This window comes from Dyadobacter ginsengisoli DSM 21015, from assembly GCF_059568735.1.
In genome coordinates, this window is the sequence record NZ_JCANTY010000003.1 from 20,076 (window position 1) to 42,891 (window position 22,816).

The 22,816-nt window shown below is 49.0% G+C and carries 11 protein-coding genes; 2 read left to right on the plus strand and 9 right to left on the minus strand.

Annotation, left to right across the window (positions count from 1 at the left end; all coding sequences use genetic code 11):
* Positions 1-134 precede the first annotated feature (134 nt).
* From BP71_RS11005 to BP71_RS11035, 7 genes are all read right to left on the minus strand, one after another.
* The gene (locus BP71_RS11005; RefSeq protein ID WP_496379072.1) at positions 135-3,698 is read right to left on the minus strand and encodes a CRTAC1 family protein; all 3,564 of its coding nucleotides are present in this window, start codon (positions 3,696-3,698) and stop codon (positions 135-137) included.
* 100 nt (positions 3,699-3,798) lie between these two features.
* Positions 3,799-5,538 carry a RagB/SusD family nutrient uptake outer membrane protein gene (locus BP71_RS11010; protein ID WP_496379074.1) on the minus strand — a complete coding sequence of 580 codons (1,740 nt, stop codon included), beginning with the start codon at positions 5,536-5,538 and terminating at the stop codon, positions 3,799-3,801.
* A gap of 53 nt (positions 5,539-5,591) precedes the next feature.
* On the minus strand, positions 5,592-8,825 hold the full coding sequence (locus BP71_RS11015; protein ID WP_496379076.1) for a SusC/RagA family TonB-linked outer membrane protein: 3,234 nt from the start codon (positions 8,823-8,825) through the stop codon (positions 5,592-5,594).
* Positions 8,826-9,397: 572 nt separating this feature from the next.
* Positions 9,398-10,546, minus strand: coding sequence for a carboxypeptidase-like regulatory domain-containing protein (locus BP71_RS11020; protein ID WP_496379078.1), 1,149 nt, complete (start codon positions 10,544-10,546; stop codon positions 9,398-9,400).
* Between the two features lie 100 nt (positions 10,547-10,646).
* Positions 10,647-11,123, minus strand: coding sequence for a hypothetical protein (locus BP71_RS11025; RefSeq protein ID WP_496379080.1), 477 nt, complete (start codon positions 11,121-11,123; stop codon positions 10,647-10,649).
* Between the two features lie 26 nt (positions 11,124-11,149).
* Entirely contained in the window at positions 11,150-12,577 is a 1,428-nt protein-coding gene (locus tag BP71_RS11030; protein ID WP_496379082.1) for a SusD/RagB family nutrient-binding outer membrane lipoprotein, read from the minus strand.
* Positions 12,578-12,582: 5 nt separating this feature from the next.
* Positions 12,583-15,699 (minus strand): SusC/RagA family TonB-linked outer membrane protein, encoded by a 3,117-nt coding sequence (locus tag BP71_RS11035; RefSeq protein ID WP_496379084.1) that lies wholly within the window; start codon positions 15,697-15,699, stop codon positions 12,583-12,585.
* A gap of 222 nt (positions 15,700-15,921) precedes the next feature.
* Between BP71_RS11035 and BP71_RS11040 the strand changes: the two genes are divergently transcribed.
* Both BP71_RS11040 and BP71_RS11045 read left to right on the plus strand, forming a co-directional pair.
* Complete coding sequence (locus BP71_RS11040; protein WP_496379086.1) at positions 15,922-16,290, plus strand: BlaI/MecI/CopY family transcriptional regulator; 369 nt, start codon at positions 15,922-15,924, stop codon at positions 16,288-16,290.
* Positions 16,291-16,325: 35 nt separating this feature from the next.
* Positions 16,326-18,086, plus strand: coding sequence for a M56 family metallopeptidase (locus BP71_RS11045; protein ID WP_496379088.1), 1,761 nt, complete (start codon positions 16,326-16,328; stop codon positions 18,084-18,086).
* A 50-nt stretch (positions 18,087-18,136) separates the two neighbouring features.
* Here the strand turns inward: BP71_RS11045 and BP71_RS11050 are convergent, their stop codons facing one another.
* Positions 18,137-19,900, minus strand: a complete 1,764-nt coding sequence (locus BP71_RS11050) for a phospho-sugar mutase (RefSeq protein ID WP_496379090.1) — start codon at positions 19,898-19,900, stop codon at positions 18,137-18,139.
* Positions 19,901-20,050: 150 nt separating this feature from the next.
* The gene (locus tag BP71_RS11055) at positions 20,051-22,741 is read right to left on the minus strand and encodes an MGH1-like glycoside hydrolase domain-containing protein (RefSeq protein ID WP_496379092.1); all 2,691 of its coding nucleotides are present in this window, start codon (positions 22,739-22,741) and stop codon (positions 20,051-20,053) included.
* Between the last annotated feature and the right edge of the window lie 75 nt (positions 22,742-22,816).

Below are 22,816 nucleotides of genomic sequence, written 5' to 3' on the forward strand. Positions count from 1 at the left end.
TGCTTAATAAAAACGACCAACTTCAATTTAAACAAATATTTATTGGTTAAGTAATATAATTATTTACCGGTAAAACTATTATTGCCTTCGCAAAGGATAATGGCATGCTCAACAATTAGTTTATGCTGTGGATTCTAATGGGCATTAATAACCCGTATATTTCTACTTCCCTTTGAACCAAGTATAGTAACGCTTTCAACATAGGAAGGCAAAAACAATGCATGGCTCGATTGCGAGAGAAACGATGAACCGTAACCTGGTTCCTCTTTCCTCGTTTTTCCGTTTTTAAAATGCAGCAATACAGATGTTTCACCGACGCCGAGCCCCACTTTTTGCGTCGGCTTCGAGGCACGGTGAAAGCGCAGCAGTTCCCGGTTCTGGGAAGTTACCGAGAGCCATTTACCGTCGGATGAAGCCAGACGTACCAGGCTCTTCATATTGCCATTGACCATGTACCCGCTTTCCGAGATCCTGAGCGGACGGAAACTGCCCTTGCCGTCGCCTGTCAGGACAAGTCCGTACATGGCGTCATACCGCCCGACCGAAACTTCCGAACCATAATCATTTCCCGAAAGCATTAGATCCAGGTTGCCGTCCTGATTGAAATCGTCGGCTATCATTCCAAAAACAGGGGCAAACTGCGCCTGCACCGGCAGCTCCCGGATTGCAAACTTGCCGCCGCCCTGATTCTCGATATAGCTGCTTTTCATCCACGTGGCCGACAAATGCAATGCGTCTTTCAGCTCCTCCGGTTTCAATATTTCCCCCAACCCCGATTCCGCAAACTTCCCGTATTCCTGAAAGCGCTGACGCACCTGGATCACCTGCTTACCCATGTCGTCGCGTGTGTTGTAGGGAAACTCTTTGTAAGTATCGTCCTGCGCCCTGTAAAAGACCGTCGGGATGGCGTCGAAATAGCCATCGTTGTTAAAATCTTTCGCGTACACGCTCACGGGGCGGCTTTCGGAAGCTCTGCTAAGGGTATTCATTCCAAGGTTTCCGCCGATATAGTCCATATCGCCATCGTTATCGAAGTCGCCCGCGGCAAGGCTCCCCCACCACCCTTTTTGGGCTTCCAGTCCGGAGACAACCTTTTTTAGTTTCCCTTTCTCGTTTTTCAGGAAAGTCAGCGGCATCCATTCTCCGGCGAGCAAAAGGTCTGTCCAGCCATCATTGTCATAGTCGGTCCAAAGCGCATCACATACCAGCCCGATTCCGGCAAGCTCGGGCGCCACAAGTGCCGTGACATTTGAAAAACGTACCGTAACGCCATTGGAATCGTTGCGTAAAATATAGCTGGAAACCGGTTTCGGATATTTTCCTGCCTCCACCCTGCCACCGACAAACAAATCCAGATCACCGTCACGGTCGAAATCGACGGCTTTTACACAGGAGCCGTTTACCAGAAATGCTGGCAACGCGGCAGTATCACGTGCGAAATGCCCCTTTCCGTCGTTGAGATATAGGGCATTCTTCAATGCGTCGGATCCTTCCTGCAACTCATAACTGCCGCTGACGATGTAAAGATCCAGATCCAGGTCGCGGTCGGCATCGAAGAGCAGCACACCCATGTCCTCCGAAGTCTTTTCGAATCCTTCGGCCCCGGGCAGCAGGTCTGCAACGGTGAATTTGCCGTCCGGCCGTTGAAGCAGAAACCGCCCTTTATGCAGATATGCACCACCCACAAATACGTCCTCTAATCCGTCGCCATTCACATCCCCGGCCGCAAGTGCCGGCCCGAATTGCGACATCTTGTGCGGCAGCAATTTCTGTACATTAAAATCAATGATATCCATTTCCTCGTGGCGATAAGGCACATTCAAATCGCTCGTAATGTCGGTAAACAGCTTCTCTTCCGGTGACGGAACAATTACCGGCTGAACCACCGCTTCCTTCTCCTTAACCACAAGCATCTGGTTGGCTTTGATATTTTTCAGAACCTGGCTCTTGCCACCGGGCCATGTGACTTTTACCTGTTGAATGTTCTGCTCCCGCCCCAAACCAAAATGGACAAATGGCTCCACGGTCGAAAGGTAGCCCCGATAAGGAGAATTTTCGGCGACCTGTTTCTTCCCGTCGGAATAAGTGATTTCCGCGATGGCACCGATACCGGCCCGGTTATAACGCTCCCCATTAAACGCAATGCGAAGATAATTGCTTTCGGCCGGCTTGATCTGGATACTGTTGTTGCGGTAGACAGCGGCTGAGTCATTGATATTATTGACGATGTAGTCGAGGTCGCCATCATTATCCAGATCGGCATACGCAGCCCCGTTGGAAAACCCCGGTGTTTCGATCCCCCACGAATCGGAAACATCTTCAAAAGTCAGATCTCCCTTGTTTCTGAATGCGAAGTTCCTGACCCTCACGCTCGGAATGTAGTCCAGCATCATCATTGGAGCCATAATGCTCGAAACTTCATTCCGGTAGGCTATAAAATCGAGATCGGTAATGTCTCTCGGAAAACCGTTCGTAATGATGATATCACGCAATCCGTCGTTGTCGAAGTCGGTCACCATCGGCGTCCAGCTCCAGTCGGTTTCGGCCACTCCGCTAAGCAGTCCGATTTCACTGAATACCGGGGTGTTGGCTTTCCCATTAATTCCTCCCTGGTTCAATTGCAAGGTATTGCGGGCTACCTGGTATTGATAGCCAAACAGTTCGTTGTTCTGATAAGTGACATAGCTGTTCGCCGGTGTCATCATTTTTTTTCGTCGGTTGGTAGCAGGCATCATATCCACTGCCACTACGTCCACGAGTCCGTCATTATTGATATCTGCCACGTCATTGCCCATCGCGGAATGAGAAGTGTGTTTAAAATAATCCGGCGCCTTGTCCGTAAAGGTGCCATTCCCATTGTTGATGTACAGCAGGTCATTGGTCAGATAGTCATTAGTAATGTACACGTCCTTCCAGCCGTCCTGATTCACATCCGTGACGTTGATCCCGAGGCTGTACCCTTCGATCAGAATGCCCGCCTCCCTGGACACATTTGTAAAAACGGGATGATTGAGCTTTGCGTCCCAATCGTTCCGGTAAAGCCTGTCGGTCCTGCGCGACGATCCGTCGACAATTTTTTTATGGTATTTATTCGGAAAGTTATTGTCATCCATTTCATTGACGATCAGGAACAGGTCGAGGTCGCCATCGTTATCGTAATCAAAAAATGCCGCATTGGTGGTGTGTGTAGTGTCTGCGATACCATATGCTTTCGCCATTTCCTTGAAAACCGGCACTTTGTTCGCGTCCAGCCCCTGGTTGACATACAACAGATTTTCGCGCTCCTGCGGTACCTTGCGTACTGACGCGCATACATATATGTCGAGCAGATTATCATTATTAATATCCACCAGTGCGACTCCGGTCGACCATTTGTTGCTCGGCGCGACGCCCGCTTTTTCCGTAACATCTTCAAACTTGAAATCCCCCTTGTTCAGATACAGCTTATTGGAGGTCGTATTGCCTGTAAAGTAGACATCAGGAAGGCTATCGTTGTTAAAATCGCCCAATGCAACTCCTCCTCCGTTGTACACATATTCGAATGCCAGAATATTCATCGTATCATTTTCCGCAATCCGATTAGCAAACCGGATGCCTGTTTCATCCACAGGCAATTCCGTAAAAATTTTAAGCTCTTTCTTGCAGGATACCAGCAGCAATACCGCCGCAAAAGCCGGAATGAGGTGCTTAGCGAACATTAGTCAGGTGCAATAAAATGATAGAAACGGGATATTTCGAAATTAAGAAAAGGAGATGGTAAATACATACCATCTCCTCCGATTTAGTTAGATTAAAAAATCAGAAACCAGGGTTCTGTTTGAGCACATCAGCGCCCTGAAGATCTATTTGTCCTTGTGGAATCGGCAAGAGCTCGTATTTGGCCGTAAACTTCGCTGTACCCAGCGCACCTGTCAATCTGGCAGCCTCATAGGTCAGATAAGCGTTGAGTTCTTTGTCTGCTACTCCCCAGCGAACCAGATCAAAAAACCGATGCCCTTCCAGGTTCAATTCGAGCTTTCTCTCGAAACGCACAGCAGCCCGCGCTACCTCCTTATCCGTCCAGGCTGTTTTATAAGTACTGATCACGTATTTGGCTGCGGGGGCACCGTTCTTCATGACAAAGCCATCCGGATTAGCCGCCCTCGTACGGACCATATTCACATATTCACGCGCTTTTTCCAGTGTTCCTGCTTCCACTTCCGCTTCGGCAGCCATCAACAGCACGTCGGCGAAACGGATCACCGCATAGTTGATGGCAGTATAACCAGGGGTCCAGGAGCTGTTGTCCTGTAATGAGCCCACGTCGGTTTTGTAGTATGCAAATTTCTTGGGGCTGTACGGGCCGCCATTCGCCTGGTTACGAATCCAGTCGGCACCCGGGTGATCGATCCAATCCAGGAACGGGATGCCCCGACGACCCACCGAATGATCCAGACGTGGGTCCAGATTACCAGCATCCGGCGTGAACTTGTCCTTGGAAAGCAAGCCCATATCGGTCACAACAGCATTAGCAGCCGTATTGTAGGAGCCGTCCAGCAACGGCAGGCCATTCGAATTGGTCCGGTGTGAATTAACCATTTCAAAGCTAGGCTGAAAAAATCCACAGCAGTTGCCAGGTCCATTCGCGCCGGTATTATACGGCCAGTTCAAATCGAATTCAGGGTTGGCATTATTCACACTACCCGTATTCGCAGCCGCCTGTACTGCAAACACCGACTCCTGGTTGTTATCATTGGATGCCCGGAATACATCTGCATATTTGGGTACCAATCCGTACTTCTTACCATTGGTTGTTTGCCCATTGGCAATGATCAGATCAAAAAGCCCCTTTGCTTCTGCAAATTTCTTTTGAAACAAATAGGTTTTTGCCAGATAAGTCGCGGCAGCCCATTTATTGGCCCTACCTACAGCATCCTGGGTAACGGGCAGGTTGTCATAGGCAAATTTGAAATCCGCCTCAATCTTAGGCCAGAGATCAGCGTCGTTCTTCACTTTCTCTATACCCGAGCCGTAATCCACCGTTTCATCGACATAGGGCGTATTGCCGAATGCCCTTTTCAGTTCGAAATAATAGTGCCCTCTCAGAAACCGCGACTCGGCCGTGATGCGTGTCTTGGTAGCATCTGTAACATCCGGATCCGCTTTGGCTACCAGCCGCAATACGGCATTGGCCCGGGCGACGCCTTCGTAGTTACCATTCCATTTATCGAGAATCACACCCTGTGTACTCTGGTATTCGTAACGCTGGATCGGGTTGATGTCGCTGAAATCACCGGGATCGGTACCTTTATTGGCATCGCCACCGCGAATACTGCCCCACACCCAGTTACTTGGACTGGCCATCCGGCCTCCGGCACCTTTGCCGTTGATCTGCCCGTATACCGAGATCAACGCTCCTTCCAGTCCTTTGGTAGAGGTCAGCAGCTCTTCACTCACTGCACCCGTCGCCGGCTTTTCCAGAAAGCTCTCTTTACAGGAGAAGAATAATGTCATTAGTACGGTGATGACCGCCATACTATTGGAGAATATCTTTTTCATCAGTCAGAATATTTATGATTCAGTAATGTAGAAATGTCCTGTCAAACCACCGGTCAGAAACCCAGGTTGAGACCGAAGACCCAGCTTCTGGTTACAGGATAGTTACCTACATCAATCCCAAATTGCGTATCTGCGTTACCGCCTACACCCGGATCGAGTCCCTGGTATTTCGAAATAGTGAAAATGTTGTTGGCCGAAGCATAGATCCTCAGTTTTTGCATTTTCAACTTCGACAGCAGCGTTTTGGGCAGGTTATAACCCAGAGAGATATTCTGCATTCTTACATAGTTGCCGTTTTCTACATAAAATGAGTTAGCCTGGGTATTCGTGCTAAAGTTGGAAGCACTTTCAAAGATCGGGATGGTGGCACCGGTGTTGGAAGGTGACCAGGAGTCTTTCACCCTTTCGCTGATGGCTGCACCCGCAAACGATGGATAAAAATCTGTAAACCATTTCGATGCATTGAAAATCTTGTTACCCACGGAGGTATACATGTAGGTTTCCACCTCGAAGTTCAGGTAGGTCAGTTTCAAGTTCAGGCCGCCGGTGAATTTAGGAACCGGACTTCCCAGATATTTACGGTCATCTGCATTGATCAGGTTATCGCCATTGACGTCTTCATACCGGAAGCGGCCAATACCTTTGCCATCCTGCGCAGGTGCACGGTCAACTTCTTCCTGGGTCTGGAAGAGGCCGGTTACATTGTAGCCATAGAATGCGGAAAGCGAATATCCCAGTTGATTGCGGATCGGCTGAAGGCCCCGGTAACCAGGGTTGATGCCCGACAGGTACTTGTCGCCGCCCAAGTCGCCGATTTCGTTTCTCAGCACACTACCAGTTACATTTAGCTCGTAGCCCAGTTTGTCGCCCGCCTTCCCTTTTGTGATGATCTGAAAGTCGATACCCTTATTGGTAATGGTACCTGCATTCACATAAGGAGGTGTTGCACCGGGGCCTACCACAGCGGGTACTCCTTTCTGGAACAACAGGTCTTTGGAGTCTTTCTGCCACAGATCAAGGATCACGTCCAGTTTACCGTTGAATAAGGTCGCGTCGAAACCGATGTTTTTCGTAACACTGGTTTCCCACTTCGCCTCCGCATTGCCCAGTTTGCTACGATAGTACCCTTCCGCTGCGCTTGTGTTGGAACCCGTAATGTCATAAGCCGACGATCCGATTCCCGCGGAATAGAGGCTGTATTGATTGTCCGGACGGACGGCATTGGAGTTCCCCATCGTTCCGTAGCCCCCTCTGATTTTCAGGTCGCTCAGGAAAGTCAGATTTTTCATGAAACTTTCAGAAGTGACACGCCAGGCCACCGAGACCGCCGGGAAAACCCCATAACGGTTGGCCGCACCAAAGCGCGACGAACCATCGCGGCGCAATACACCGGAGATAATGTATTTATCATTGAAAATGTAATTCAACCGGCCGAAGAGCGAGTAAAACGTCACCCCGTTGTTCAGCTGGCTATTTACCACTTTCGATGACACATTGGACATGTTCACGTAGTTGATATCATTCGAGAACGGGTTGAGACCGGATGCCTGTAGATCCCTGCTTTTACCGGTGTTCAAAGCTTCCTGCCCCACCAGGACGTCGACATTATGTAAACCGAAAGTCTTGCGGTATTGTGCGGTATTGGTAAAGCTCCACGCAAAGCGGTAACCCGAACCTTCGCCATATCCAACGGCCGAGTTGTTCTCGGAGTTTTCATACTGACGGCGTGAATAATTCCAGTAGGTGTAGTTGTTGTACTGCCCACCGACACTCGACCGTAATGTCAGGTTTTCAATCGGATCATATTCCAGATAGAAGTTACCAAAGCCATTGGCATTAAAGGCATTGTTGTTTTTCATCCCGTCGCGGGTTGCCACCGGATTCCTGGGGTTATTGAACCCTTTGGCCGCGGTTCCCGCATATCCGCCAAACACATCATAAACCGGAATGATCGATGGCATCCGGAACGCGCTCAGAATATCGTTTTCATCATTGGCAACCCCCTGCCCGTTATTGGCGCCCCCGATACCGAGCACCTGCCGGTAAGTTCCTTGTATATTTTCTCCGAACCGGAGATTTTTGAGGATATTGAATTCGGTATTGACACGGAATGAGTAACGTTTGAAGCTGTTATTCAAAAGGATACCCTGCTGATCCTGTAAACCCAACCCGACAAAGTAACGGCCATTTTCACCACCGCCTGAAAATCCAAGTGAATGCCTGGTCACAGGTGCAACCCGGGTGATCGCGTCATACCAGTCCGTACCTTCTTTATTGGCCTTCATGACCTGATAAACCGTTCCAGCGGTAGGATCGACATTGTACTTCTTTCTTTCCGCCTCCAGGTCGACCGTGCCGGTAACGCCATAGGATCCGCCTACCATCAGATAATCCGGAATGACAGGACTCGCGCCCGTTCCAAATTGCGGATGAGTCCATGTCTTATCGCCCACTTTCCAGCCTGAATTGCGGAATGCATTCCATGTCCAGTCAGCAAAATCCGTGGGGTTCATCATTTTCTGACCGCTTCCGGGTGTTGTAAAACCGACCAGGCCGTCATAGGTAACACTCAGTTTCCTGTTCCGCGTACCTTTTTTCGTGGTATAAACAACCACACCCGCTGCGGCACGGGCTCCATAGATGGATGCCGCGGCTGCATCTTTCAGGACTGTGGTCTGGTCGATATCATCCGGGTTGAGAAAGTCCGTAGACCCCACCGGTACCCCATCCACGATATACAATGGCTCGTTGGCCTCGAAAGACCCGAATCCGCGAACACGGATCTGGCTATTGGTACCGGGCTGCCCGTTGGTAATTACAGTAACTCCGGCAACACGTCCTTGTAACTGTTGCTCCACATTACCCGAAGGAACTGCCGTCAGATCCTTGGATTTTACCAGGGCTACCGAACCGGACGTTTCGCGACGCTTATCGGTAGTATAACCGGTCACGACCACCTCTTCCAGCGCCGCCACGTCGTCCTCCATTTTCACTTCGATCACGGTCTTGTTACCGACGATGATCTCCTGGGTTTTGTAACCCACGAAGCTCACCACGAGAACATCTCTGTCTGATCTTGCATTGACAGCAAACCTACCCTCCGCATCGGTATTTGCACCGATCTGTGTGCCTTTGACGAGAATGGTTGCTCCCGGAATTCCTGTGCCTGCGGGGTCTATGACCACACCTGTTACCCTTCGCTCTTGCGCCATCGAAACTTGGATCGTTAAAAAGAGGAGGAGAGAAACAAGCAAAATCCGCCGGGGATTTTTGTAGATTCTTTTCATAATTTTTAGCTAGGTTAATAATTCATTAGGCATATCAAATTTATCATTATTTAAGCAAATAATTATCTTAATAATTTACTCATTTTTATTTTTTGACAGAATAGTACCATAAATAGCTAAAATAATGTTACCAAAAGTCTCAAATAGTGACAACAATCACTTTTTGAATCGCGCTTTCTCAATCCACAATACTATACGATATTATGATTGGCGGCATTCCGCTGTCAGGAATGTCCCTGCGGGGAAAGAATCAAGTCATTTAGGCTACTTTGGAATCCGTTTAAGAGTATACGGTCGCAGCAAAGGAAAAGAGCTTATCAGGAAATATTGCACCAGTAGAGGAGGCGTCGGGACGCAACGCATAACCTTATACGCGACATTGATGCAGGCAGGTGGCCGAATATCATGGTGTTCTTCATCCAGGGTATGCAGGGTTCCGGATGTGAGTAAATGGCGGGCCCTGTTCTTTAAGCCCTGCCTGGGTTTTCGGTAGATTTCAATTTTAAAACAGATCTGGAATCCCTAGTTATCCTTTATTCCAGAAACAAACCGCTAAACTACTCGACCCGAGATCATTCATCGCGTTTCCAGTCTGCCGGCAAAAGGGATGAAAAGCGGTCATTACCGAGGTCTCCGGCAATTTCAAAACCCATTGGCATCACTACCCAACCTTGTGGCGTGATGACCATATAACCTTGCGGGAGCGTGATCTGTGTGTAAGCATAGGGCATATCCGAATACGGTGATCGGCCGCCTTTCTTCGTGTTGAACACTTCCAGCTGCGTCAGCGACACAACCAACCGCTCGTTGGGCAGTTCGCCCGGCCTTACAAGCCGCATTCCGCGAATAGCCTCAATACGGTTATGCAGGTGATTCGAAATGGTGTTGTAGCCATTCACGGTCCGTACGGATTTGAACATCCTCATTGAATCCGGGATGACCTGGTATATCTTAAAACCCTGCTCCTGCACGCTATCAGCTACAATGCTGGCCAACAGGTGTTTCAACGACCCTTGATAGGCTGTTTTCTGGTTAGCCCGCCACTGCTTGCGCTGTGTTTCGTCTTTCGGTTCCAGCAGTTCGAAACGGGTGCTCCCTCCGTAGTAAACTTTTCCGTTGAAATAGTCGAAATCATCAAGGTCCTGGTGAATGCGGTAGCCCAATGCATAATTTTCTATGATCAGTGGTTTGATGGTCTGAGCTCCCAAATGCCCGTCGTCATCTTCGGAAATTCTCAATACTTCGGGGTTTGTGATTTTACACAACTTGCTAAACTTGCTTTTACCCAATAGCTCGCGCGTGATGATTTTCAGGTGCTTCTCCCTCTTTTTGTTCTTTCTGGCGTACACAGTCACGCCTTTGAGCTCCTGGCCTTCCCGCAGCTTGAATACTACGGTTTTATTGCCCGGCTGTTCAAACCGAAGCGTTTGTTTGACAGTTTCATAGCCGAGGAAGGATACCACCAGTTCGAGATTTCCAACGGCCAGGTTAGGCAGCCTGTAATTACCATTTTCATCGGAATTGGTACCGATAGTCGAATTATTGATAAAGACATTGGCAAATGGCAATGGCTTGCCAGTCTTTTCATCCGTAACCTTACCCGTAAGCGTAACCGACCCACCCTGTGCGTAGATTTCCGTGCAGGCCATGAGTGCAAAAACCAGAAAAAGCAGGCAACGATTGAAGGATGTGCTGCAAAAATTCAAAATCGGGCGTTTCAAGAGTTTCAAAGCTTTAATCCTCAAAGATAAATGAGGAGTTTGTAAACTTTTGAACTGATACCTCAATTGTTGGATTAATGTTGCACATCCTTCCTTCCTCTCACGGCTTTGTTTTTAATGTAACATTTCGCTGCGAGGAAGCCAGTCCGTTATCCGCGATCACCTCCGCGAAAATCACGGTGGTCACATTCTTTCCTTTTGGCGCGGTAATGGGCACCTTCACTACATAATTGCGGAGTTCAGGATCATATTTCTGAGCACCGGCGGCCAGGGTCGCGATGAGCGTCTGTGTGCCGGAGCTGGTCGGCGAAGAGTAGATTTTGAACTCTTTCACCGGAATCTCGGACGTGTACTCCACATTGACGTTCACCGCACTCAGCGAGTCGACGGTAATGCCGGGCTGCAAAACGCCCGCGGCATTGTAAACCTTCGTATCCCCGAGCCACACCACGGCGATCTGCGCGACCTTGCCGTTACTGACCAGCAGGTCATCGAACAGATCGGGTTCTTCGTAACACCCTGTCAGGAGTACCATGGACGCGACAAAGGCAAACATATATTTCAAAATGCGTTTCATATTATTTCAGTTTTATCAATGGAAAACTATTTGCTCATCAGCCACATGATCGTTCCAGGATCTTTCTGATTCGCCAGCACGGCCTTTGAATTCCTCGTCTGTTCCGAGTCGGGATATTTCATGCGTTGAATGCGTTTCCCCTGCAAATCGGGATTGACATTCGCTGGCACGGGGAAGTCCAGATAGTCGTATTTGCGGATGTCTGTCCAGATGTCACCGATCAGCAGCATCGACTTGAATTTTTCGGTGATGATATGCTTCATGGTGAGCTTGGACGCACCGACGTTGATCTTGTTGTCTTTCAGAAAAGTGTCAATATCGCCTTCGGCCACACCCACTTTTTTCATATTGGCCGATATCATTTGCTGGTAGGCCGCATAGCCTTCGGCGGTGGTGCCGGCAGTGCCTCCATTCAGAATAAATCTTGCCTCGGCTTCGATCGCTTTCAACTCGGAATAGGTCATCATGACCAGCGGTGAATTCACGTTCGAGTGCCAGGCTTTGGCATTCAGATCCACCGTAGAGCCGCTCCCTGTTCCAGGGGTAACCCCGGCGTAAACCGTCTGACTTCCTTTCAACCCGATCACTTTCGACAGGCGGGGATCGATCACCCCCTGCGTAGTCCCGTTCATCAGGTCTACGATTGTATTGGTAAAAGTGACCGAAAGATTGCCCGTCGTATTCGGAATTGCCACACGGCTGTGCCAGGGGCTCAGGTTTTTGGAATTGTACTGGAGCTGAAAATCATCCTCATTGCCCTTCATCCCATTCGGAATGGATGTCAATGCAGCCTCTGCGGCCTGTTGTGGTTTCTTCACCGACGCATGCATATTGTACCGGGCCCTTAACGAATGCGCCAACCGCGTCCATTTGCCCAGATCACCATTGTATACCAGATCATCGGTGGCCGGCTTTTGCCCGGTATTGCCGCCAAGTTCAGTGACGGCTTCGTCGAGCAGACGCAGAATGGTCGCATAGACCTGCTCCTGGGTATCATACGCGGGCGAGAAGTTTTTCTGATCCGCCTGCGTGTAAGGTACATTCTCCCAATTGACGGTCGCGATACCAAGATTATAGGCCATCAGCACCTTGGCCACACCTACATAAGCCGGGGCACCCTCTTCCTGTCCTTTCTTAATGATCGTATTGAGTTGCGGAAATGCATAGAGGTACAAATTCGACCATCCAAGCGTATTGTCAGTCTCCGCATAGGTATCAATACCATTCGATCCCAATGCACTGCCCAGCTGCTGGGCGTACTGACAGGCTACGTAGGCTTGCTGATAACTTGCCTCCGCCGTATAGAATTCGGCTGTTGACAACAATTCCTGCATGGTGGCGTCGCCTTTCAATGTTTCGTCGGTGTTGACATCGAGAAATTTCTCGCAGGACGTCGTCAGCAACGCTGCGATGCAAAGTGAGGTCAATCTGAATATTTGTCTGATATTTTTCATAGTTTCTAAAAATTAGCATTGATACCCAGTTGAAAACTCCGCGTTGCCGGATTGTTCCGGCCTACAAAACCAATGAGGTTGGTACCGGAGCCGAATGTGAGCGCTTCCGGGTCGTAGCCCCTGAATCGTGTGTTCAGGAACAGGTTGGTACCGGTGAAACTAAACCGAACGCCATTCTTGAATACCGTTTTAGCCAATGCAGCTTTGGGAATAGCATAAGAAAGAGTTACCGTCCGCAATCTGAACCAGGAGCCATCCTGTATATTGAACTCCGCCGAATTACCCATATAGCGCGCCGTAGACGGATTGTAGAATGCATCGTCCAACACAACCGCCTTCTTATTGGGAACATAGGTGACGCTGCCATCCGCTGATTTTTGTTCTACAACTCCTTTGAAAACGACCTGTTCGTATCGCCGGCCGGTAATTTCGATGGAACCTGAACGGAACGCATTACGCTCGCCCAGATCTACCACGTCGCCTCCCTTCCTCCATTCCAGCAGAAAAGACAGGCCCAGGCCCCGGTAATTGAATGAATTGGTCAATCCGGCCGTCCAATCCGGCAATGCATTGCCATAGGGGGTAGTGACGAGGCTGGTCAGCGGAAAGCCGTTGGACTGAATCAGCATTTGACCATCCGGAGCACGCAAATAATCGAGGCCCCACAGCTCCCCTACTTTACTGCCTTCCCGCACTTTCAACACCCCGCGGCTACCATTATCGAAATAGGCTATTTCTTCGAGCTCATCTGGCATTTCCACTACTTTGCCCGACATTTTGGTAAAATTCAAAGAGAGGTCCCAGCTGAAACGCGACGTATGCACCGGCTTGAACGAAGCCAGCAACTCCACGCCCTTGTTCCGTATCAAACCGATGTTGGTATAATAAAAAGAATAACCCGAGACATTCGACACCGGGGCACGCACGATCTGGTCTTTGCTATCCATCGTAAAATACGTCGCATCGAGCATGAGGCGATTCCTGAAAAAGCGTAACTCGGTACCCAATTCGATAGATGTGGTCCGTTCCGGCTTCAGATTATCAGCAGCTGTCGTTGACCGCCGGACGTACCCCGGCACTGTATTGCCAAACGGAAAATTGTCCGTCAGTTCATAATACACGCCGATCACGTACGGGTCGGTGCCTTTACCCACCTGTGCCCACGACGCGCGAAGCTTACCATATGACAGGATGTTGTTCTTAGGTAAGCTTTCGGTAAAAATATACCCTGCGCTGAACGACGGATAGAAAAACGAGTTGTTGGCCTTGGGCAAGGTTGAAACAATATCGTTCCGGCCCGTCGCATTCAGGTATAGCATTTCCTTGTAACTGAGCTTGGCATCTGCAAAGAAACTTACAATGCGGTACTCTAATGGCGAATAGAAACGCTTCTGCTGGTTGCGGTAGCTGCTGATTTCGTCATCGAACGGGGCTTTCCAACCTTCTCCTCGTTCATAGTAACTATCAGGCCGTTTGCTCCCTACCACCGAATTTCCGACCATCAGCGAACCGCTCCAATTCTCGTTGAACTGTTTGGAAGCGGTCAGGTACAGGTTGGAATTGATTTCGCGATAATTGATATTTTCTTTGATCAAAAACCCTTTCACCGCCGTTCCAACATCGAATGTACTGTCCACCTGCCGTTTCCGGCGTTCATTGAATGCGTCCATTGTGATCTGATACTTGGCGGTTAGCCAATCGGTTATATGATAATTCAATGTCACGTCCGCGATGAAACGGTTCACCGCATCGATCCTGGGACTTTTTTCAACCAGGTAGCGCGGGTTATCGGTGAAACCCGGCAGCAGGTTTTTATAGGAGCCGTCGGGGTTCAGGTAATCATTGACATCATACGTATTCGGCCAGTATGACAAAGCGCTAAAAACCGATTTATCGCCGGCAGGAGGGCGCTTTCCGCCCGAATGGATGTAATTGAAGGAGCCGGACAGCGAAACTCGTTTCGTCAAATTGTAAGTACCGGCAATTTTACCGGAGGTCCGTTCGAAATTGGTGGTTGGGACAATGCCTTGCTGATAGTTATGACCGGCGGAAAAGTAGATGTTTCCTTTTTCGCTTCCCTTTGTGAGCGTGATGCTGTTGTTGGTTCGGAAGCCCGTTTGGTAAAAACCCCGGAAATTGTCATAGATGCGGTCGGTTGTGTTGCCGATAACAGACGGCCCAAAGGACTGATACGGCGTCCGCTGGCGTACTTCGGTAGGTGAAATAAATTCACCAAACCGGCCCTGAATAAAACGTTCCTGGATATCAGGCGATTTCCCAAGCACGTCCACCCCTCCCGACAATGACACCGACACGTTCAGTTTACCAGATTTGCCTCGTTTTGTAGTGATGATGATGGCCCCGTTGGAGGCGCGTAAGCCATACAAGGCTGTTGCAGCAGGGCCTTTCAGTACCGAAATACTTTCGATATCATCCGGATTAATGTCCGCCGCACGATTGGTGTTCGCAAATTGTTCCGAGGCTCCCGGCGACGCGGAACCGGCACTCGGCAATGGATTGCCAGCTGTGGTGGAATTACTGATGATAATACCGTCCACGACAAAAAGGGGCTGATTATCCGCGCTCCCGCTGAGCGAAGTGACACCTCGCAGAATGATGTTGACACCCGCACCGGGAGCGCCGCCGGAGCCCGTGATGACTGCTCCGGCCACTTTTCCCTGCAATGCGCCCACCATATTGGGATTACCGGATTCCCTGATCTCGTCCGCTTTAATTGACTGGACGGAATAACCGATAGCGCGCTTTTCCTGCGTTTGCCCCAACGCGGTTACCACCACCTCGTCAAGCATTGCTACGTCGGCTTCCATTTGCACATTCAGCATGCTCTCGCCTCCGCGGGTTATCTCCTGCTTTTTAAAACCGATGAAGCTGAAAACGAGCACCGTACCCGGCGTAACATAAATTGAATACTTTCCATTCGCATCGGTCAAAGTTCCATGGGATGTACCCTTGGCGCTCACACTTACGCCAGGAATTTCAATTCCGTCCTTGTCCGTGACTTTACCGGCCACCGACCCATCTTGCGCCTGGGCGACATTCCAGCAGAATACTGCCAACAGGCACAGCAACATCAAGTTGTTGTGAAGTAGTTTTTTCATCATAAATAGTTAGGCATTGTTTATACATACCATGTAATTTACAATTCCTTCTTCAAAAAGTATCAGTAAATACCCCATTAAGACAACAAAAGGTAACATGCAGATTAGCTACCGGTCAATTACAAGCCTGTTACAGTCCCGCTATTAATCCAATCACAAATAAAAAAATCAATACTACTAGAAAAATAGTTTGTTAACTATAAAAATAGTTTATATGTTTGGATCATGGAACTTGACAAGCTCACCAACAAGGAAGAAGAAGTAATGCGCGTGCTTTGGGACATGCAGAGTGCCTTTATCAAAGACATGCTGCCCCATTTCGCCGAACCCAAACTGCATTACAATACCGTTTCGACCGTTATCCGCAACCTGGAAGAAAAGGGGTATGTATCGCACCGGCAATTCGGAAACACTTATGAATATTTCCCGAGCGTCAGCAAAGAAGATTATCAGAACCACTTCGTGCTGAACAAGGTCGTTGGAGGATACTTCAATGATTCGTACAAGGATCTGGTCGCTTATTTTGCCCGACAGGAAAAGGTAACGCCCGACGATCTGCGGGAGATTATCAGAATGATTGAAGAAGGAGAATAATCAATCGACGTTCAACCCCATTAACCCGCCAACTTATGCTGTTCCCTTACCTACTAAAAGTAAGCCTGGTATTGGCGACACTGACGCTAGCCTACCGCTGGCTGATCCAGTTCGAAACATTTTCAAAACTTAACCGGGTGCTCCTCTGGTTTAATGTAACCGTAGCATGGCTGCTGCCGTTTACTCCTTTGCCCGACTGGGGGCCTGTCGAAGTACAACGGCAGTTTCATCAGACGCTGCCGGAGATCAGAACGAATATTCCGATATCTGCTCCGGTCTCATTAATTCCAGCACGTTCCGTGGCTTCCGCACCGCTTGCCACTGGTAAGGACCCCGCTCTCGCAAACTGGCTTCTGATAGGCTACCTGGCCGGATTGCTTATTGTAGCAGTGCGATTCTTAACTCAGCTAACCAACTTAGGCAGTATTATTGTCGGGTCTGATCGTCGGCGGAGATCTGACGGTGTTGTGCTGGTCAGCAATCCTGAAACTGTATCGCCTTTCTCATTTTTCCGGTGGATCGTTTACAATCCCAGCCGGTATTCCGCCGGAGAGCTCGGTCATATTCTCGCGCATGAGGCCGAACACGTAAAGCAGCATCACAGCATCGACTTATTGATTAGCGAAATACAGCGGATCCTATTGTGGTTCAACCCATTCGCATGGTACCACCGCCGGCTGGTACAGGCCAATCTCGAATACCTTGCCGATAAAGCCGTTCTGAATTCGGGATTTGAGAAAAAAAGGTACCAGTACGACCTCCTTAATGCAGTGATGAGAACCCGTGAACTGCCGCTCACCAGTTCATTTGCCCAATCCCTGCTTAAAAAACGCATCAAAATGATGAACCGGAAACCTTCGCATTATTGGGTTTGGGGAAAATATCTGGCTGTACTTGCATTGATCTATATTTCCTCAGCATTCGTAGCGCCATTTAGGGAACGACTTGTGGCGATGGCTCCGCCGGAAATGAGGCCGTTTGTAAAGCCGCTGGTTAATGAAGTCATAATGCCTGAGGTAAGGACCATGGAAATACCCGATGAGGCTGAACAGAAAGCGGCCGGATCCGAAGTAAAGCCGGATCCGAAAGCCAATCTGTTACTTTCGGATACTACCCAAATCAATCAGGAACAGGAAAAGAGAGTGAAAGGTGTGCTTATCCGTAATGATACATTGTACTGGGCTATTACCCCAATGATGAATTGGGACGATATTAATGTGGTCCGGGAAGTTGTCCACAAATTTGGGGCGGAACTCGCGGTCAATAAGTTGCAATATGATCCTTTGCAAAAATTCATCACTTCGGTTTCTGTCATGACCCGAAGTAGTGGTAATGGTTCTTCCGGCTCCGGTTCCCGCGCCGGAGACGATGATTTCAGTCCAACAAAAGGCTATTCAGGTTATATACTTCAAAAAGGACTCGGGATGGGGCAGCTTCCGCCGGCACCGCTTGCCAATGAGCTAAATGAAGATTACGAGAAGGCCACGATGATCAAGAAGAAAAATGAAGTCGCCTACTTTGAATATAAACTTGTACATCAACTCAAAGGACCATGCGCTACGTCCGGCTACCCTCAACGAATGCTTTCAGATAAGCTTTTTGAGCTACAGGGAATTGGCAAATCATTGCAGAATACACTAAAAGTCGCTTACAAGTTGGACAATTCTGAATTCTATCTCAATACCCAACCAGCAACCCGCAACGAGCTGAACGAGATACCCATAGACCAGGTCGAAAAGGTGAACGTGATTGAGGAAAAGGGTGGTAAGAAATATTATATTATTTACACCAAATAAAGAAGGCGGCTCATTGGAGCCGCCTTCGCCTTGTATCTCACCTTGAAGTTCTATTTCAGATTCAGCTCCTCCCCGATCGCCTTCACTTTCTCTTTCAAAGAAGCATAAACGCTGTCGAAATCCTCATTCCTTTCCAGCGCGGCACGCACACCGACATAGAACTTGATCTTCGGCTCGGTACCGGATGGGCGGCAGGTGAATTTCGTACCGTCTTCGGTAAAGAACTGCAAAACATTCGATGATTCGATACCCATTTCACCGGACGGAATAGCCGTCGTAGTACCGGTCTTGAAATCGGTGGTCGTCAATGCTTTATAGTCATCCATTCTCACTACTGCTGATCCCGCGATGGTCTTGGGAGGGTTGGCGCGAAAACCGGCCATCATCTGCTGGATTTCGTCCGCGCCCGATTTCCCTTTTTTCGTCAGGGAGATCAGTCCTTCATAATAAAATCCAAACTGCTTGTAGATCTCCATCAGCATATCGAACAGGCTCAGGCCTTTGTCCTTCGCATAGGCAGTCAGCTCGGCGATCATGGCGCAGGAGGCAATTGCATCTTTGTCGCGAACTGCGTCGCCAATCAGATAGCCGTAACTTTCCTCACCACCTCCGATAAACTGCTCCAGACCTTCTTTCTCGCGGATTACCTGCGCGATGTATTTGAAACCTGTCAGCGTGTTGTAGCACTTCACACCATACGCAGCTGCCATTTTATCGATCAGGTCGGTCGTCACGATGGTTTTGCAAACGAACTGGGTACCCGTCAGCTTGCCTGCGTCCTTCCACGCATTCAGGAGATAGTAAATGAGCACGCTGGCCGTCTGGTTACCATTCAGCAGCTGGATTTCGCCGTGGTGGTTTTTAACTGCAATCCCTACGCGGTCGGAGTCGGGATCGGTACCCATTACCAGGTCAGCGTCGATTTCCTTCGCCTTGTCAACGGCCTTGGACATCGCTTCGCTTTCTTCCGGGTTTGGATACACCACCGTCGGGAACTGTCCATTACCTTTCGGCTCGGCCTGCTCCTCAATCACTGTTACCGCTTCGAAACCCATTTTGGCCAGCAACTGCGGCACCAATGTCACACCGGTTCCGTGCAGAGGTGTGTAAACGATTTTCAGACCTTTCTGGCGCTCCAAAGCCCCTTTCGAGATAGAAAGCGACAGGATATGGTCAATGTATTTTTTGTCCACATCAGCACCGATTTTAGTAATCTTCGAGCTGTCGCCGTCAAATTTCACCTCATCGATCGACTGGATCGCATTTACCTCATTGATAATGTTGGTGTCGTGCGGGGCCACTACCTGCGAACCGTCCGTCCAATAGGCCTTGTAGCCATTGTATTCTTTTGGGTTGTGCGATGCTGTCACCACTACCCCGCTTTTACAGCCCAGCAAACGGATCGCAAATGAAAGTTCCGGGGTCGGACGCAGTGCCTCGAAAAGGTATACAGAAATGCCATTGGCAGAGAAAATATCCGCTATGATTTTCGCAAATTCATCCGATTTAATGCGGCTGTCATAAGCAACCGCCACGCTCTTCTCCTCGTTTGGGAACGCCTGGTTAAGGTAGTTCGCCAATCCCTGGGTAGCAGTTCCCACCGTGTAGCGGTTCATGCGATTCGAGCCAATACCAATAAGGCCTCTGAGCCCTCCCGTACCAAATTCCAGGTCTTTATAAAATGCATCCGTCAGTTCCGTATCGTTTCCTTCATCGATCAGTTGTTGAATGGATTGCTTTGTATCGATATCATAATCACCGTTGAGCCAGCTGCTCACTTTGGTCATCACATTCGGTTCCAATTTTGCAGTCATAATCAAGTTAAGTAGAATTAATTAAGAAAATAAAATGTAAAACGAATCCCTTTCTGACATTACGTCCGAAATCAGAAGCGCACATCAAAAAGGGACTAATGATTATCTGAAATACTCCGTTAGCGTCATCAATGTAAATATAAAAAGGAATTATTTGCTTATTTCCACCTCTTCCTTCTCCACCGCCGCAAAAGACTCCTTCGCTGTTTTATGGATCAATTCGGCGACCAGCCCCGTCCAGCCTGTCTGATGGCTGGCGCCGCAACCACGGCCATTATCTCCATGGAAATACTCATAGAAGAGCACATGATCGTTGAAATTCGGGTCTTTCTGCATTTTCTCGTCATGCCCGTACACCGCACGTTTGCCTTCGGTATCTTTTTTAAAGATATCGATCAGCCGGCAGGCTATCGCCAGCGCCGCATCCTTGATCGTGGTCAGGTTGCCGGAATTTGTCGGATACTCGATCATAAAATCCTCCCCGTAATAGGTATGGAATTTCATCAAAGAATCAAAAATGAGGTAGTTCAGCGGGAACCAGATCGGACCGCGCCAGTTTGAATTACCCCCCATAATATCGGTCAATGCTTCGGCTGGTGTATAGTCTACCTGCAGAACTTCTCCGTTGATATAGAATTTGTAAGGATTCTCTTCATGGTATTTAGACAATGCGCGCACACCGTAGTCGGACAAGAATTCGCTTTCGTCCAGCATCCGCTTCATGATCATTTTCATCCGGTGCCCACGTAGGATCGAGAGCAATCTGTTTTCGCCCTTACCCGACTCGAACCAGCGTGAAATCAGGCGTGCCAGGTCCGGGCGGTTGGCCAAAACCCATTCCACGCGACGTTTGAATACCGGCAGCTTGTCCAGGTTCTGCGGGTCCAGGATCTCGACAGCAAATAATGGAATGAGCCCGACTATGGACCGTACCTTCAGGAGAATGCTTTGCCCGTTGGGAATGTGGATGACATCGTAATAGAACTGGTCTTCTTCATCCCAAAGGCTGATCGACGAGTTTTTTCCGCCAATCGACTCCATCGCACCGGCAATGTGGAGGAAGTGTTCGAAGAATTTGGAGGCCATATCCTGGTAAACCGAATGCACTAGTGCAATTTCTACCGAGATACGAAGCATATTCAACGTGTACATCGCCATCCAGCCGGTAGCATCGGCCTGCTGCAACTTGCCTCCAAATGGCATAGGTGTCGACCGGTCGAATACTCCGATATTATCCAACCCGAGAAAGCCGCCGCTGAAAATGTTGTTTCCTGTATCGTCTTTCTGGTTGACCCACCATGTAAAATTCAGGAGCAGCTTGTGGAATATTTTTTCCAGAAATTCAATATCCCCTACGCCATTATTCTGCTCGCGATCGATCTCATAAACCTTCCAGGTAGCCCAGCCGTGTACCGGCGGGTTTACGTCCGAGAAATTCCATTCATATGCGGGTATCTGCCCGTTGGGATGCATGTAGTATTCGCGCAGAAGGATTTCGAGCTGCCTTTTTGCAAAATCAGCATCTACCCTTGCCAGCGGCACGCAGTGGAATGCAAGGTCCCAGGCAGCAAACCAGGGATATTCCCATTTGTCGGGCATCGAAATGATATTGGCCGCGTAGAGATGCTTCCATCCTGAATTACGGCCCCATTTACGGCCCTGATTGGGACCCGGCTGCGCAGGATCGCCTTTCAGCCATTCGTATACATTATAATAGTAAAATTGCTTACTCCAGAGCATTCCGGCGTAGGCCTGGCGCTGAATCGATCGGAGGTCTGAATCCGCAACGTCGCGCTGCAAGTCATCATAAAACTCATCGGCTTCCCGGATCCTTTTGGAAAACAAGTCTTCAAAACCACCAAAAGGTTCTGAAATGGAATGGTTTACAAAACGAAGCCGGAACGTCGCGCTTTCTCCACCTTTAATCGTTTTGGTAAACCTGGCGGCTGCTTTCGTCCCGATATTATTGGGGTTAACACTATTCGATTTCTGACCACTGACAATATAGTCGTTGATACCGTCTTTCGGGTACGCCGTGTTATTGGCAGTACCGTAAAGTTTTTTGAAGTTGGTCTCATTCTCGCAGAACAGCAATTCATCCGCTCCATCCAGATACAGGTTATACTTCCCGTGCTTTCGGTGTGTCACCTCGATGAGCCGGTTCGAAATACCGTTCATGATCGGCTTATAGTTGAAGGCCTCGTATCCCCATGACCAAGTATTCCGGAACATGATCGTCGGCAGCACCGTAATGGGCGCATCTTCTGTCCCCCGGTTGAATACCGTCACTTTCATCAGGATGTCCTCCTCGTCGGCCTTGGCGTGCTCGATGAAAATATCGAAATATTCATCGTTATCGAACACACCTGTGTCCATGATTTCGTACTCGGGGTCCTGCTTGCCACGCCGTCCGTTTTCCTGCCGCAGATTTTCATAGGGAAACAACTGCTGAGGGTACTTGTAGAGCATTTTGGTGTAAGAATGCGTGGGTGTGCTATCCAGATAATAGTACATTTCCTTCACATCCTCTCCGTGATTCGATTCCCTGTTGGTAAGACCGAAAATCCTTTCCTTCAGTATTTTGTCCTTATGGTTCCAGAACCCGAAGGAAAGACATATATGCTGCTTGTTGTCAGAAAAACCACCGATACCGTCTTCTCCCCAGCGGTACGCCTTAGAGAGCGCCATTTCGTGGGTAATGTAATTCCAGGCGTCCCCATTCCCGCTGTAATCCTCCCGAACGGTTCCCCATTGCCGCTCCGACAGATAAGGCCCCCACTTCTTCCATCCCTTGTTTTCTTTCTGAAGACTCAATCTAACTTTTTCAGCTCCGTGTGCCATTAATCTGTCAATTTTTCGAAAGGAATGAATTTCAATATTTACCCAATTTAGAAAACCGGTTTTCAAAAACACGAG